This is a genomic window from Actinokineospora iranica (assembly GCF_900101685.1).
GTDB classification, from domain to species: domain Bacteria; phylum Actinomycetota; class Actinomycetes; order Mycobacteriales; family Pseudonocardiaceae; genus Actinokineospora; species Actinokineospora iranica.
Window position 1 is genome coordinate 111,388 of sequence record NZ_FMZZ01000015.1, and the last position, 14,212, is coordinate 125,599.

Sequence of the window (14,212 nt, forward strand, 5' to 3'; positions counted from 1 at the left end):
GCCCGCCCCCGACGGCTAGTTGGCGCGCTGGTATTCCTCCCAGGTCACCTTGGGGCTGACCGAGGGGCCGTCGTCGGGGCCGCGGTTGGCCAGGCCGTTGAACCCGAGGTAGTAGTCGCCGGACTGGTGGTAGGCCCCGGTTGACTGGTCCGGGTCGGCGATGGCGACGGCGTGGATGTGGTAGCCCCAGTCGCCCTGGGCCGGGGTGCGGACCCAGGCGGCGAAGCCGACCCGGCGCAGGGACCTGGCCAGGTTCGTCCGGGTCGTGGCCGTCATCCCGGACACGGACAGGTCGATGGCGCCGCCGCCGTCGTGGGTGCCCGCCGACGCTGGGGTGCCGCCGGGGTTGTACGAGCCCTGGGTGACCCCGACCTGGGCGCCGAACAGGCGCTCGGCCTCGACCAGCATCGCCTTGGTGCGGCTGTTCATCAGCGCGCCGTGGTAGGTCACCTTGCTCCCGGCCGACACCGGCCGCACCACCGTGTAGCGCTGGTCGCCCAACTGCCGCAGCGAGGTCTGGCCCGGCAGCCCGGAGGCGTCGATGCCGGTGTAGCCGAGCGAGCGCTGGTACGCGGCGTAGGCGTCGATGGTCCTGGTGCCGAAGTGGCCGTCGACGTAGGACGCGGCCAGCAGCCCCTTGGCCGACAGCGCCCGCTCCACCAGCCGCACGCTGGGCCCGCTGCCCGGGGTGATCGCGCTGTCGGCGCGCCGCGGGTCGATCTGCGCGGCCTTGAGCACCGCCTCCATGTCGACTGTCGGCAGCGCGGTGACGTCCGCGGCCGCGGGCACGCCGAAGACGGCGGCGGAAACCACCGCAAGGGCGACGGCGATCCGGGTGAACGGCTTGACCATGGTTCCTCCCCCTCGTAGGACTCCTCAGTGAACCGCGACGACGATCACCTGACAAGAAAGATCAACCCTTTCCGCCCGCGGTTTGGCAGAAACTCGCGTGACGTTCAGGCTCCGGACGCCCGGACCCGCGCCTAGCAGGCCAGCCGACTGGCCGCGTGGACTCTCGCCACATCGGCATCACACTCGGCGATCACTTTTTCCCTTTTCGGGTGAACTCGGCTCGATGGAATCAATTGACGCCGGCCGGATAAGCGGAAAGTCGTAGATTCGGATGGAGGGCGGCCACCGATCCGAAAGGCGAGAAAAATGACTTCCATGTCGACGGTCGACCAGTCGGCCACGGGTTACAGCCTCCGGCACGCGTGCTGGATGGCGCACGCCGCGGCATTGGCCTACCGAAGCCGGGAAGAGATCGAGGCCAAGGCCGCGGAGTGGGGATTCGACCGGGTCCGCCACCACGAGACGACGTTCTCGCCGCCGTTCCCGCTGGAGCACACGCAGGCCTACACCATGGGCAGCGACCGCATGGTCATCACCGCGTTCCGCGGCACCGAGCCCGCGCAGATCCGCGACTGGCTCTCCGACGCCACCACTCCCCCGTGGCCGGGGCCAGGAAAGACCGGCTTGGTCCACTACGGCTTCGGCGAGGCGCTGGACTCGGTCTACCCTCGGGTGCGCGACGCCGTCACCGAGTTCCAGGACAACGAGCAGACCGTGTGGTTCACCGGCCACAGCCTGGGCGCCGCGCTGGCGCTGCTCGCGGCGCTGCGCCTGCACCTGGAGGAGCCCAACCTGCTCGCCGACGGCGTCTACACCTTCGGCCAGCCCCGCGTCTGCGACCGCGTCCTCGCCCAAGCTCACGACAAGGCGTTCCGCGGCCGGACCCACCGGTTCGTGAACAACAACGACATCGTGCCGCAGGTGCCGCCGGAACCGGCCTACCACCACACCGCCACGCTGCACTACATCGACGCCTCCGGGAAGCTGCGCGACAGAATGCCGCTGCTCTCCGCCGCGGCCGACCGTGTCAAGGGGTTCACCGCCGACATGTTCTCGCCCGCCAGCGACGGCGTCCGCGACCACCTGATGAAGCAGTACATCAGCGCGCTGGAGAAGAACCTTTCCTGATCACCGGTCCACTTTGGCCGCCGCGGACAAATTCGCACGCGAAGACCGTGCGCCCAGTGAGCGTGAAGCGTGACCACAACGCACAGTAATTCCACATTCTGAAACCCGAACCGGGTTCATGGAGCTGACACGGCAGAGAATCCGCAGGTCAAGGGCAACAAGGCCGGTCATCATCGGGATAGCGCCGGAGAAGCGTTACATCCGCGCCTGTAGGCATCGCCACACACAGTGACGCTGGTTTGAAGCGCGGAGCAGTGGGTAGCGTGCTTCCGGGCCGGAGATGTCGGCCGATTCCACTGTGGCCTCGCCCGACGAGCGCGGTCGCCCCCCGAAAGGATTTGCCCGTGCGGCGAACCATGCCGCCTGCCCTTCGCGCGCTCGCGCACCGCAACTACCGACTCTGGGCGACGGCCGACCTCGTGTCGGTCACCGGGTCGTGGATGCAGGTGCTCGGCCTGAACTGGGTGGTGCTCGCGCGAACCGGCTCAGCGACCTCGCTCGGGATCTCGATCCTGCTGAGCACCCTGCCCGGCATCCTGCTCGGACCGTGGGCAGGCGCCCTCGCCGACCGGTTCCCCGCCCGGCGGATCATCACCCTCGGCCAGACGATCCACGTGGCGCTGGCGGTGCTGCTCGCGTTGGTCGTGGCGACCGACGGCACCTTGGCCCTCATCTACGCGCTCACCGCGATCGCGGGCGTCGTCACCACTTTCGAGGGCCCAGCCCTCGGCCGGTTCGCGGGCGAGGTGGTGCCCCCCAGCGACCTCGGCAACGCCCTGGCGCTCGGCTCGATCATCAACTCGACCGGCCGGGTGCTGGGCATGAGCCTGGCGGGCGTGCTCGCGGCCACCATCGGCGAACCGTCGCTGTTCCTGGTCAACGCGGCAAGCTTCCTGGCCGTCCTGGCCACGGTCCGCGCCATCCGCACCGACGAACTGATCCCACTGCCCCTGTCCACCCCCGACCGGGCAGGCGTGCGAGCGGGCTTCGGCTACCTCCGCGGCCGCACGCGGCTGCTCACCCTGTTCGCACTCGGCTTCGTGCTCTCCGGCCTCGGCCGCAACTACCAGGTCACCATGGCCGCGATGACCCAGGGCCCACTCGGCTCCGGCCCCGCAGGCTACGGCCTTCTGTCCGCGGTGTTCGCGGTGGGCACCGTCATCGGCGGCATCATCGCGGCCAGAATGCGCCACCTGAGCATCCCCGTGCTGCTCGGCGCGGCAGCGATCACCAGCGTTCTCCAGGTCACCGGCGGCCTCACCACCGGCATGGTCGCCTTCGCCCTGGTCATCCTCCCCATCGCCGCGGGCGCGGTCCTCATCGACACCACCATGAGCACCCGCATCCAACTCGACTCCGCAAGCGACATGCGCGGCCGAGTGATCGCCGCCCACGGCGCGGTCTCAGCCACCGCGGGCGCCGTCAGCGCCCCCCTGCTCGGCTGGCTGTGCGAATGGCCAGGCCCCCAAACCGCCCTAGTCCTAGCAGGCGCCATCGCCCTCACCGCGACCGCGGCCGCCGCCACCCACTTCCGACGGCTGTCGTCCAAAGCCCCAGCCACAACAGCCACAACCACGATCCCGACCCCAGCCGAGAAACCCCTGGTCCCCGCCTAACCCACCAAAGCAAAGCGCTGCCAGGTGCTCAATAGGGCGGGACCGCGAACCAGCCATCCTGCCAACCGCACCTGACCCTGCCAGGTGCTCGACGGGGTGGAGTGTTCCTTCGTAGGGGCCCGAAGAAACCACTCCACCCCATCGAGCCAACCCACAACCAGCAGCCACCTCACAAGAGCGTGGAAAGACTCACACCCTCCCACCGCTCAAGCTCAGCCAGCCGCTGCTCCTGCCGCCCCCGAATGCCATCCACCGCGTCCTGCCCCAACGCGAGCCGCAACGGCGGCTCCTCAGCGTCGAGCACATCCAGAATCGCCGCGGCGGCCTTCACCGGGTCCCCAGGCTGACTCCCGTCCATCTCATCCACGAACGCCCGAGTCGCCCCAGAGGAATCCCGGTAATCCTCGATCTCAACCGACCGCTGCATCCGCGAGCCACCGAACTCGGTCCGGAACGCACCCGGCTGAACGATCAGCACCCCCACCCCGAACGGCTTGAGCTCATCCGCGAGCGCCTCCGAGATCCCCTCCAGCGCGAACTTCGTCGAGCAGTAGGCCCCGAATCCCGGCGCGCTCACCTGCCCGCCCATCGAGCTGATCTGCACGATCCACCCGCTGCGCCGCGCCCGCAGGTGCGGCACCACGGCCTTGGTGAGCGCGACCGCCCCGAAGAACATGACCTCCATCAACGCCCGCAACTCGCCGAGCGTCATCTCCTCGACCGCGCCCACCGACCCGTGGCCCGCGTTGTTGACCAGGACGTCGATCCGCCCGAACTCCGACAGCGTCAACCGCACAGCCGCGTCGACCGCGGCCTCGTCGGTCACGTCCAAGGCGGTGGTGCGCACCTGGTCGCCCCACTTCTCCACCAGGTCGGCCAGCTGCTCCGGCCGCCGCGCCGTGGCCATGACACGGTCCCCGGCCGCCAGCGCGGCCACCGCCAGCTCGCGACCGAATCCCGCCGAGCAGCCCGTGATCAGCCACACCCGTTCCCCTGCGGACACCCTCGTCTCCCTTCCAGAAACCTGTGCCCACACCTTGGCCGCTCTGATCAACTGCGTCCACCATCTCGGTGCGACCTCGGCAACTAGCCCGCAATCCGCACCTCACGCGCCACCGAGTCGCCCACCAGGAACCGCAGCAGGTCCCGTGCCTCGGCAGCCAGCGCCTCCTCGTGCGCGCCGGAAACCGGGTCGAAGCAGCGCACGGTCAGCACCGCCCGCTCCTTGCCGATTTCCGTCGTCCACACCCCGGCGGTGACGCCGTCAAGCAGCACCGACCTGGGCTGCGGGCCGTGCGGGGCGAAGTCCTGCGCCCGGTGCCGGTCGGTGATCACACGGCTCCGGTCGGCGTGGGAGAGCAGGAGGTTGTCGAAGTCGTAGAGCAGCCGCGGCGGCGCGGGCGTGTCCTCGTCCGGCCGCGGCGCGTCGGGCAGGTCGAACAGCTCACGTCCTTCGGTGTCCCGGAACACCACCAGCGCGGGCCGCATCTCCTCGAACACCTCCGCCAGCCTCGTCAGCCCCGACCAGGTCTGCGCGTCGCGCACCGACGCGGGCCCGAACGCGCCGAGGTACCGGCGCACGAGATCGGTCACCGAGGGCTCGGCGGCGACGTCCGCGCCCAGCCACCGCTCGACGGTCGTGTGCGCGGCCGCCCCGCTGCGCCCCCACAGCCCGCGCGGGGTGACCTGCACCAGCGGCGCCCACGCGCGAACCGCCTGCGCCAACGCGGCCGGGTCGCGGTCAGGCCAGCGCTCGGCCAGCGCCCGCCCCAGCTCGGCGAAGGTCAGCGGCCGCTCGTCCAGCAGGGCCCGGCCTGCCGCGACCAGCTCGGCGCGGTCGATGCCGACCAGGCGTTTGCCGAAGGCCCCGGTCAGGCCGCGCTCGATCACCGGCTCCAGCAGCGGCCGGATCGCCAGGGCGTCGCGCGCGGTGACCAGGTGGATGGTCGAGCGCAGCAAAGCGGTCCGCACCAGCGCCCGGGACGCCAGCGGGTCGGCGGCGTGCGCGGGCTCGAACCCGGCCAGCCGCGTCCACAACCCCACGTACCAGGTGTGCGGGGTCTGCGCCTGCAACCCGACCAGGTGCTCGACCGCGGCGGGAACGTCCATCGTGGACCGGGCCAGCAACAGCTGCCGCGCCAGCGTCGCCCGGTTCAACGCCCGCGCCGACAGCGTGGCGGGCGGGCGATCACGCCCGTCCGCGCCGCGCGTGGCCCCAGAACCGGTCGAGTCGCCCACGATGTCCACCATGCGGGTGACGGTAACCCCGCGCCCTCGGGTCGACCGGCCGTGGGCGCGCCGAGGCGGCCAGGCAGAATGGTGCGCTGGCAGCGGCGGGCGAACAAGGAGGCAGACGCGGTGGGACAAGGTGAGCTGCGCGGTGTCGTCGCGATGGACGGCCCCTCTGGCACCGGGAAGTCCACCGTGGCGCGCAGGCTCGCGGGCGCTCTCGGCGCGGGCTATCTCGACACCGGCGCCATGTACCGGGCGATCACCCTCGCGGTCCTGCGCGCCGGGGTCGACCCGGCGGACAGCGCGGCGGTGCTGCGCGTCGCCGAGGCCGCCGACCTGCACATCGGCACCGATCCGCGGCACGCGAGCGTGCACCTGGGCGCCGAGGACGTCGCGGCCGAGATCCGGGGGCAGCGGGTGACGCTGGCGGTGTCGGCGGTCTCGGCGGTGCCCCGGGTGCGCGACCTGCTCGTCGCCCGGCAGCGGCAGATCATCAACGAGGCAGGCGCGCGGCTGGGCGGCATCGTGGTCGAGGGCCGCGACATCGGCACCGTGGTCGCGCCCGACGCCGGGCTCAAGGTCTACCTGACCGCGTCCGCCGCCGCCCGCGCCGCGCGCCGCACCGCCCAGGACAGCGCGGAGGGCCGTAAGTCCACAGTGGACGCCACGCTGGCCGACGTGCAGCGCCGCGACCGGCTCGACTCGACCCGCGCGGTCTCCCCGCTGCGCCCGGCCGAGGACGCCGTCGAGGTCGACACCACCGAACTCGACATCACCGGCGTCCTGGACCACCTGCTCGCCATCGTCCGCGACCGCGGCCTGCACCGCGCGGCGGCGGCCCGATGAGCGAGCTTGCGAGCGAATCATCGACACAGTGCGTCGGCTCGCGGGGCCACCGAACCTGCGAGGTGGACCGATGACGACCGGCGAGCTTCCCCAGGGTGCGATCCCCTGGCTGCACGACACCGCGCGGGCCATCGGCCGCTGGGTCTTCCGCCCGGCGTTCCGGCTGCGGGTCGACGGTCTGCAGCGCGTGCCGCGCGGCGGCCCGGTCGTGCTGGTCGCCAACCACAGCTCGATGCTCGAACCGCAGCTCATCTTCGGAATGCTGCCGCGCCGCTCGGTGTTCCTGGTGAAGCAGGAGCTGTTCCGCGGCATCGCGGGACGCGGGCTGAGCGGCATCGGCCAGATCCCCGTCCGCCGCGGCGAGCCGGACCGCAAGCCGCTGCTCACCGCCGTGGCCGTGCTGCGCGCGGGCGGGCTGGTCGGGGTGTTCCCCGAGGGCACCCGCGGCGCGGGCGACGTCAGCGCGGCCGAGCAGGGCGCGGCATGGCTGGTGCGCAGCTCGGGCGCGGTGGTGCTGCCGGTCGCCACCCGCGGCACGCGGCGGCCCGACGGCGCCGGGCGCCGGTTCCGGCCGGTGGTCGACCTGCTGGTCGGCGAGCCGTTCGCCCTGTCGGTCGGGCGCGGCCGCACCGGCCTGGCCGAGGCAACAGAACAGATCCGGGTCCGCCTCGCCGACCTGGTGCACGAACTCGACGAGCGGCGCGCGCCGCACACGAAAGCGGAGTCATGACAGAGCTGGATGGCACCTGGTCCGACGAATCCGACTGGGCCGCGGTCGCCGACGAGTTCGGCGAGGACGGCGACGGGGGCAACGCCCCGCAGCCGGTCCTCGCCGTTGTCGGCCGCCCCAACGTCGGCAAGTCGACCCTGGTCAACCGCATCCTGGGCCGCCGCGAAGCGGTCGTGCAGGACATCCCCGGCGTCACCCGGGACCGGGTCGCCTACGACGCGCTGTGGAGCGGCCGCCGCTTCACCGTGCTCGACACCGGCGGCTGGGAGCCGGGGCTGGAAGGCCTGCCGGGCGCCATCGCCGCGCAGGCCGAGTACGCGATGACCCACGCCGACGCCGTGGTGGTCGTCGTGGACGCCACCGTCGGCGCCACCAGCACCGACGAGGCCGTCGCGAAGGTCCTGCGCCGGTCGAAGAAGCCGGTGATCCTGGTCGCCAACAAGGTCGACGACGAGCGGCTGCTCGCCGACACCGCGGCGCTGTGGTCGCTGGGCCTGGGCGAGCCGTTCCCGGTCAGCGCCCTGCACGGGCGCAACTCCGGCGACCTGCTCGACGCCATCCTCGCCGCCCTGCCCGAGACGCCGAAGGAGAACTTCGGCCCCACCGGCGGCCCCCGCCGGGTCGCGCTGGTCGGCAAGCCCAACGTGGGCAAGTCCAGCCTCCTCAACCGGCTCACCGGCGAGAACCGCGCCGTGGTCGACTCGGTCGCGGGCACCACCGTCGACCCGGTCGACTCGCTGGTCGAGCTGGACGGGCAGGTGTGGCGGTTCGTGGACACCGCGGGCCTGCGCAAGCGGGTCAACTTCGCCAGCGGCACGGAGTACTACGCGTCGCTGCGCACCAAGGCGGCCATCGAGTCGGCCGAGGTCGCGATCGTGCTGCTCGACGCGGCCGAGCCGATCGCCGAGCAGGACCTGCGGGTGCTGTCGATGGTGGTCGACTCCGGCCGCGCGTGCGTGCTCGCGTTCAACAAGTGGGACCTGGTGGACGAGGAACGCCGCCACCAGCTCGACAAGGAACTCGACCGCGGCCTGGTCCGGGTGCCGTGGGCGGAGCGGGTCAACGTCTCGGCGCTGACCGGGCGGTCGGTGCGCAAGCTGGCCCCGGCCCTGCGCACCGCGCTGGACTCGTGGGACAAGCGGGTGTCCACCGGCCAGCTCAACTCCTGGCTGTCGGACCTGGTCGCCGCCACCCCGCCGCCGGTTCGCGGCGGCAAGCAGCCCAAGATCCTGTTCGCCACCCAGGCGCAGACCCGGCCGCCGACGATCGTGCTGTTCACCAGCGGCTTCCTCGAGGCCGGTTACCGCCGGTTCGTCGAGCGCAAGTTCCGCGAGGAGTTCGGCTTCGTGGGCAGCCCGGTGCGGATCTCGGTGCGGGTGCGGGAGAAGAAGCCCCGCAAGTAGTCCGGGCTCAGCGGCCCAAGGCGTGCTGCCGCAGCAGCGCGGCGCTCTCCGTCGGCCGCTCCCACCAGAACAGGTGCCCCACCCCGTCGAGCATCTCCAGGCGCGCGCCGGGCACCAGTTCGGCGATGTGCGCGCCGTTCTTCGGGGTGATCATCTCGTCCTCGGTGCCGTGCACGACCAGCGTCGGCACGGCGAGGTCGCGCAGCCCGCGCACGGCGTCGTGGGCGATGGCGGCCTGGAGTTGGAGCTGGATCACCGGCCCGGGGACCCGCTCGGACAGGGTGATGTCCACGAACCGCTCGAACTCGGCCTCGTCCGCCCGGAACGCGGGTGAGAGATTCACCTCATAGCCCGCGCGCAGGGACTTGCGGATGTCGCCGCTGTTCATGGCGGCCATCATGCGCAGCGGCCCGGGCGCGTCGAGGGAGCCGCCGTCGGGACCGGCGTAGGTGCAGCCCAGGGTCAGCGTGCGGACCCGGTCCGGGTGCGCCAAGGCGAGTTCCTGGGCGACCATCCCGCCAAGCGAGATCCCCAGCACGTGCGCGTCGTCCCAGCCCACGGCGGTGATGACCGCCGCCGCGTCCTCGGCCAACTCGGCCACAGTGAACGGGTCGTCCACCCGGTCGCTGTCGCCGATGCCCCGGTGGTTGAACGCGACGATGTCGAAGTCACGCTGGAGCAGGGACAGGAACGGCTCTCCCCAGATGAGGTGGTGGGCGGCCATCCCTTGGATGAGCAGGAGCGGCGCACCGTGGCCGCGGCGAACATAATGCAGGTTGCGGTCACCCAGTTCGGCGATCGGCACGTGAGTTTCTCCTGTCCGGGATGCGTACTGGCAAGCCAAGGTTAGGCTGAATCCCCAGGGCGCGGGGGCAGCCGGGAGGTCGGGGCGATGGAACGGGCCGTGCGGGTCGTGCTGGCCGACGACGAACCTCTTCTCCGCCACGGTCTGGGGGTCCTCCTCCAGGCGAGCGGCCGAATCCAGGTCGTCGCCGAGGCCGTCGACGGCGCGGGGGCGGTCGACGCCGTCCGCAGACACCGGCCCGAGGTGCTGCTCCTGGACGTCCAGATGCCCGGCATGGACGGCCTGGCGGCCCTGCGCGTCCTGTCGACCATGCCCGACGCCCCCGTCACGGCGGTGCTGACCACCTTCGACCTGGACGACTACATCGCCCAGGCGCTGGAACTGGGCGCCCAGGGCTTCCTCCTCAAGGACGCCGAACCCGAGATGCTCGTCCGCGCCGTCCTCGACCTGGCCGCGGGCGGCGCGGTCCTCGACCCCCGCATCACCGCCCGCCTGCTCCCCCGCCTGCGCGGCGCGGGCGTGGCCCTGCACCGGGCCCAGGCCATCGCCTCCCTCAGCGGCCGCGAGCGCCAGGTCCTCGGCCTCCTGGCCGACGGCCGCCCCAACGCGAACATCGCCCAGGCGCTGGGCATCACCGAAGCCACGGTGAAGAGCTACGTGTCGACCCTGCTGACCAAGCTAGGCGTCCACAACCGAGTCCAGGCCGCCCTCCTCCTCCACGGCGTGGACACGGCCGCGGGAGGCAGGCCATGAGCCCCCCGCTCCACCGCCCAGCTTCCGACCAGTCCCCCCGCTGGTCCACCGCCGCACCCTCAACAGCGCGTCAGCCCCTCCCACAGCCGACCGCCCCAACTCCACTCCCCACCGATCCCGCCCCCGTTCACCCCACCCAGCCCACGCCCGCGCCACACCGCCAGCCCACCGCCACACCAGCACGCCCCGCCGGTCTCGATCGGCTCCCCCACCCCACCCCCGACGCACCCACAACCAACCCCCGCCTGGCCGGGCCGCCAGTTCCACGCAGGACGTCCCTCCGCTCCCACTCGGCGCGGCCACCCCGCACCACATCCACGACGCTCCGGCACCCACGCCGCCCGGCTCTGGCCACGCCTGCTCGCCGTGCCCCCGCCCGCCCGCCCAAAACCACATCCCGCATGTCCCAAGGCCAGCACCGCCCCGCAGCCGTCTGGGCAACGCCCCGCCACAACCCGGCCCACCCGTCAATGCCGATCGCGGACACACCCTGCGCGCCGCACCCCTTTCACACGGTCGCCGCGCCACCCCATCCAGCCCTCGCACCGCCACCAGCGACCGTGCCCGCCCACCGACCCGGCCTCGCTCGCGCCACCGCGGCGCGATCCCGCGCGCACGCTGGTCATTTCCGCCCTGGCCGCGATGCCGCCGCACCGCCGTCGCCCCAGGGCAGGGTCCGCCGCCGCGGCTCCGCACGAGCCGCCCGTCAGCTGATCAGCCGCCACCGACCGGGTCACCACGCCCCACACCCGAGTGCCGCCGATCACCGGCACGAGCCGCACCGACTCCAGGCAACGGGACCGCGCCCATGACGTTCTCGCGCATCCCGCGCCCCGTCACCGTGGTCGCCATCGAACTGCTGGCCGTGGGGGTCCCGCTGGGAACCGTGCTGCTGTCGCATCCCACGAAGTACGCGTTCGCCTTCCCCACGGCGGTCATCGCGTGCCTGGCGCTTCCGCTGCGGCTGCGGTGGCCGAGGCTGGCGCTGCTGATCTGCGTCCCGGCCCTCGCGGGCGGCCTTGGCCTGCCCCCGGCGATCGTCGCCCTGTACCGCGTCGGCCGGGCGTCCCGGCGGGTGCGCGACGCCGTCGCCTGGGTGGTCGGCACCTCGCTGGTGGTGGTGCTGCCGCTGCACCTCACCGCGGACCTGGCCATCGCCGACCGCATCATGAGCCTGCTGTTCACCCTGGTCGGCGTCGGCGGCCCCGCGGCCATGGGCGTCCTGGTCAGACTCCGCGGCGAACTGGCCGAAAGCCTCGCCGAAGTCCGCCGAGCCCGCAAAGCCGAGCTGGAAGCCCGCTCAGACCGCGCCCGAGCCGACGAACGCGCCCGCATAGCCAGGGAAATCCACGACGCCGTCGGCCACAACGCCACCTTGATCGCCGTCCAGTCCGCCGCCCTCGCCGCCACGACGAAAGACCCCCAGGCCAAGGAAACCGCCGAACGCCTCCGCGAACTCGCCAAACAGTCCCTGGCCGAAATGCGGACCGCCCTCGGCCTGGTCACCGTCGACCAGCACACCCTCCACGGCCTGGCCGACATCCCCGACCTGCTCAACCGAGCCCGCAGCGCGGGCGTCACCGTCTCCGCCACCGGCGACCACGACGAGATCCAGACGTCCCCCGCCGTGAGCCGCGCGATCTACCGAGTGGTCCAGGAAGCTCTCACCAACGCCCTGAAACACGCCCCCGGCGCCCCCATCAAGGTCACCCTCACCCAAACCCCCACCCGAGTCCGCGTCATGGTCGTCAACGCCGCACCCCCCACCCACCCCCCGAACACCGACGGAAGCGGCACCGGCCTCGAAGGCCTGACCGAACGCGTCCACACCGCGGGCGGCACCTTCCAAGCCACCCCCCTCCCCGACGGCGGCTACCAGGTGATCGCCGAACTCCCACCCAAAGTCGACCCATCCCACCCGACTTCCGGCGGTAGCACCCCCCTCCCCACCCGGTCATAGTCGCCAAGCGCCACTATCGGGGAGCGGCGCACTCTGGGGGAAAGTGCGGGGACTCCCACGCGGCGGGTCCCCGCACCTCTCCCCCGCCGCAACCCCACCCAACCCCGTACGCTAAACTTCCCAAGCACCCGCGAGAGCGGATGCGGCCGGGCTGTGGCGCAGTTTGGTAGCGCACTTGACTGGGGGTCAAGGGGTCGCAGGTTCAAATCCTGTCAGCCCGACGGCAAAAAAGGGCCGTTGACACAGGCGTATTGCCTGGTCAGCGGCCCTTTTTCGTTGGTCGTGTGGATCTTGCTCGTGTGTCTCGTGTGGACCGTTTGTGGACCTGAGTGACTAACTGGGTGACTGTGGGTGGCTACGCGGCCCCCGGTTCGCTCTCGGCTCCCGGTCCGGGATCGCTGTCGCCCTCGTCCGGCACCAGCGCTGCGAACCGCTCTGGCATGGTCCGGGCGAGTACGCGCATGGCCTCCTGCTGTTCCTCGGTGAGGCTTCGCCATGCCGCGAGGCGCTTGTCCGTGCGGTCTGTCGGGAAGATGTCGTCCATCGCGGTGGCGGCTTCGACCATGACGGGGACGATCTGGTGGCGGTAGACCGTCTCGGTGACCGCTGTGCCGCTGTGGCCCACCAGTCGCGCGATGTCCTCGATCCGCACGCCGGAAGCGGACAGCACCGACACGAAGCTGTGCCGCATTTCCCGGGGTGTCCAGTCCTTCGGGTCGAGCCCCGCGGCCTTGAGCACGCGTCGGAACGCGCGCCGGACGTTGTGGGAGTCCAGCGGGGTACCTACCTCGGAGGCGAACACCAGGCCGTGTTCCTGCCAGCGGTTGCCCGCGAGCTTGCGTCGGGCGTCCTGGTGCACGCAGTGCGCCTTGAGCGCGTCGACGCACCGCGTCGGCATGGCCAACGTCCGTCGTGACTTGCTGGTCTTGGTGTCGCCGTCACGGCGCACCGACCGCAACACCGAGATCGACGGCAACACGACCGGTTCGGCGTCCGGCTTGCCGATGAGGTCCACCTCGTCCCAGACCAGTGCGCGCAGTTCCTCGGTCCGCGCGCCGATCAGCAGCGACAGCACGATGTAGGCGTGCATGGGCGTGCTCTCGGACGCGTCCAGTACCGCCTCGACCTGTTCCAGTGTGAGGGCTTTCGACGGGCGCCCGTCCTGGCCGGGCGGTACGTCGCACAACGCCACGACGTTGCGCTTGACCTTGTCCCGGGCCTGCGCCATCCGCACCGAGCGGTTCAGGATCGAGTAGATCAACCGCAGCGTCCGCGTGGACAAGGTCAGGGACAACTCGGTGAAGAACTCGTCCACCTCGTCGGCGGACAGCTCTCGCAGCTTCCGGGCTCCCAAGTTCGGGATGATGTGCCCTTCGACCTGGTAGCGGTAGTTCTTCACCGTCTCCGGATCGCGCCCACGAAGTCCGTATTTCAGCCACGTGGTCACGGCCTCCGTGACGGTGTAGCCGTGCGGCGCGATGGCCAACCCGTCGTCAAGGTCGCGGAGGATTTCCTTGAGCTTGTCCTTGGCCTCGGTCTTGGTCCTACCGCTGGCCTTGCGGGTGATCCGCTTGCCCTTGGCGTTGTATCCGATGGTCGCGGTGGCGATCCACCGTTGGCGCTTCTCGTCCCAGTGCAGACCGCCGTCCCCGCGGCTACGCCGTTTTGTCATAGTGCACCTCCGCTTCCTTCTCCAACAACGCGACGTAGGCCCGGATCGCGGACGCCGGAATGAGGGTGGCGTTGCCCTGCTTGACGAACTTGATCCGTCCGGCCCTCATCTGCTCGTAGAAGGTGCTGCGCCCGAGGGACAGCAACCTCATTGCCTCGGGAACCTTGTAGAGGTATTTGGTCAGTTCGATGACCGTGTTTGCGTCGCTCACCAGT

General features: G+C 71.3%; 13 protein-coding genes and 1 tRNA gene. 8 read left to right on the top strand and 6 right to left on the bottom strand.

Going from position 1 to position 14,212, the window contains the following annotated elements:
- Positions 1–15: 15 nt before the first annotated feature.
- Positions 16–852, bottom strand: coding sequence for a peptidoglycan-binding domain-containing protein (locus BLS56_RS25145; RefSeq protein WP_091455640.1), 837 nt, complete (start codon positions 850–852; stop codon positions 16–18).
- 306 nt (positions 853–1,158) lie between these two features.
- Between BLS56_RS25145 and BLS56_RS25150 the strand changes: the two genes are divergently transcribed.
- Together BLS56_RS25150 and BLS56_RS25155 are read left to right on the top strand one after the other, a co-directional pair.
- A complete protein-coding gene (locus BLS56_RS25150; protein ID WP_091455643.1) occupies positions 1,159–1,980 on the top strand; it encodes a lipase family protein in 822 nt (273 codons plus the stop codon).
- 344 nt (positions 1,981–2,324) lie between these two features.
- Positions 2,325–3,596, top strand: a complete 1,272-nt coding sequence (locus tag BLS56_RS25155; RefSeq protein ID WP_228771914.1) for an MFS transporter — start codon at positions 2,325–2,327, stop codon at positions 3,594–3,596.
- Between the two features lie 169 nt (positions 3,597–3,765).
- Here the strand turns inward: BLS56_RS25155 and BLS56_RS25160 are convergent, their stop codons facing one another.
- Together BLS56_RS25160 and BLS56_RS25165 are read right to left on the bottom strand one after the other, a co-directional pair.
- Positions 3,766–4,599, bottom strand: a complete 834-nt coding sequence (locus BLS56_RS25160) for an oxidoreductase (RefSeq protein ID WP_091455645.1) — start codon at positions 4,597–4,599, stop codon at positions 3,766–3,768.
- 83 nt (positions 4,600–4,682) lie between these two features.
- Entirely contained in the window at positions 4,683–5,846 is a 1,164-nt protein-coding gene (locus tag BLS56_RS25165) for a winged helix DNA-binding domain-containing protein (RefSeq protein ID WP_091455648.1), read from the bottom strand.
- Between the two features lie 141 nt (positions 5,847–5,987).
- Here BLS56_RS25165 and cmk point away from each other — a divergent pair, with 141 nt between their 5' ends.
- The 3 genes from cmk (at position 5,988) to der (ending at position 8,807) form a co-directional block, all read left to right on the top strand.
- On the top strand, positions 5,988–6,674 hold the full coding sequence (gene cmk, locus BLS56_RS25170; protein ID WP_228771924.1) for a (d)CMP kinase: 687 nt from the start codon (positions 5,988–5,990) through the stop codon (positions 6,672–6,674).
- Positions 6,675–6,744: 70 nt separating this feature from the next.
- Complete coding sequence (locus BLS56_RS25175) at positions 6,745–7,404, top strand: lysophospholipid acyltransferase family protein (RefSeq protein ID WP_091455652.1); 660 nt, start codon at positions 6,745–6,747, stop codon at positions 7,402–7,404.
- Positions 7,401–8,807 carry a ribosome biogenesis GTPase Der gene (gene der, locus BLS56_RS25180; protein WP_091455655.1) on the top strand — a complete coding sequence of 469 codons (1,407 nt, stop codon included), beginning with the start codon at positions 7,401–7,403 and terminating at the stop codon, positions 8,805–8,807. Before BLS56_RS25175 ends, der begins: the two co-directional genes overlap by 4 nt.
- 7 nt (positions 8,808–8,814) lie before the next feature.
- Here the strand turns inward: der and BLS56_RS25185 are convergent, their stop codons facing one another.
- Positions 8,815–9,612, bottom strand: a complete 798-nt coding sequence (locus tag BLS56_RS25185; protein ID WP_091455656.1) for an alpha/beta fold hydrolase — start codon at positions 9,610–9,612, stop codon at positions 8,815–8,817.
- Between the two features lie 87 nt (positions 9,613–9,699).
- On the opposite strand from BLS56_RS25185, the gene BLS56_RS25190 reads away from it, so the two are divergent.
- The 3 genes from BLS56_RS25190 to BLS56_RS25200 all read left to right on the top strand — a co-directional run bounded on the left by BLS56_RS25190 (position 9,700) and on the right by BLS56_RS25200 (position 12,546).
- Positions 9,700–10,365, top strand: coding sequence for a response regulator (locus BLS56_RS25190; protein ID WP_091455659.1), 666 nt, complete (start codon positions 9,700–9,702; stop codon positions 10,363–10,365).
- A gap of 808 nt (positions 10,366–11,173) precedes the next feature.
- Positions 11,174–12,325 carry a sensor histidine kinase gene (locus BLS56_RS25195; RefSeq protein ID WP_091455661.1) on the top strand — a complete coding sequence of 384 codons (1,152 nt, stop codon included), beginning with the start codon at positions 11,174–11,176 and terminating at the stop codon, positions 12,323–12,325.
- Between the two features lie 147 nt (positions 12,326–12,472).
- Positions 12,473–12,546: transfer RNA gene (locus BLS56_RS25200), tRNA-Pro, on the top strand.
- Between the two features lie 134 nt (positions 12,547–12,680).
- Here BLS56_RS25200 and BLS56_RS25205 read toward each other — a convergent pair.
- Both BLS56_RS25205 and BLS56_RS25210 read right to left on the bottom strand, forming a co-directional pair.
- Complete coding sequence (locus BLS56_RS25205; protein WP_091455663.1) at positions 12,681–13,997, bottom strand: site-specific integrase; 1,317 nt, start codon at positions 13,995–13,997, stop codon at positions 12,681–12,683.
- A complete protein-coding gene (locus tag BLS56_RS25210) occupies positions 13,981–14,208 on the bottom strand; it encodes a helix-turn-helix domain-containing protein (protein WP_228771915.1) in 228 nt (75 codons plus the stop codon). Before BLS56_RS25210 ends, BLS56_RS25205 begins: the two co-directional genes overlap by 17 nt.
- Positions 14,209–14,212 lie beyond the last annotated feature (4 nt).

Excerpts from the sequence above, each read along its gene's own strand:
- BLS56_RS25145 (WP_091455640.1), bottom strand. The coding sequence starts at position 852 with ATGGTCAAGCCGTTCACCCGGATCGCCGTCGCCCTTGCGGTGGTTTCC.
- BLS56_RS25150 (WP_091455643.1), top strand. The coding sequence starts at position 1,159 with ATGACTTCCATGTCGACGGTCGACCAGTCGGCCACGGGTTACAGCCTC.
- BLS56_RS25165 (WP_091455648.1), bottom strand. The coding sequence starts at position 5,846 with ATGGTGGACATCGTGGGCGACTCGACCGGTTCTGGGGCCACGCGCGGC.
- cmk (WP_228771924.1), top strand. The coding sequence starts at position 5,988 with ATGGACGGCCCCTCTGGCACCGGGAAGTCCACCGTGGCGCGCAGGCTC.
- BLS56_RS25175 (WP_091455652.1), top strand. The coding sequence starts at position 6,745 with ATGACGACCGGCGAGCTTCCCCAGGGTGCGATCCCCTGGCTGCACGAC.
- der (WP_091455655.1), top strand. The coding sequence starts at position 7,401 with ATGACAGAGCTGGATGGCACCTGGTCCGACGAATCCGACTGGGCCGCG.
- BLS56_RS25190 (WP_091455659.1), top strand. The coding sequence starts at position 9,700 with ATGGAACGGGCCGTGCGGGTCGTGCTGGCCGACGACGAACCTCTTCTC.
- BLS56_RS25195 (WP_091455661.1), top strand. The coding sequence starts at position 11,174 with ATGACGTTCTCGCGCATCCCGCGCCCCGTCACCGTGGTCGCCATCGAA.
- BLS56_RS25205 (WP_091455663.1), bottom strand. The coding sequence starts at position 13,997 with ATGACAAAACGGCGTAGCCGCGGGGACGGCGGTCTGCACTGGGACGAG.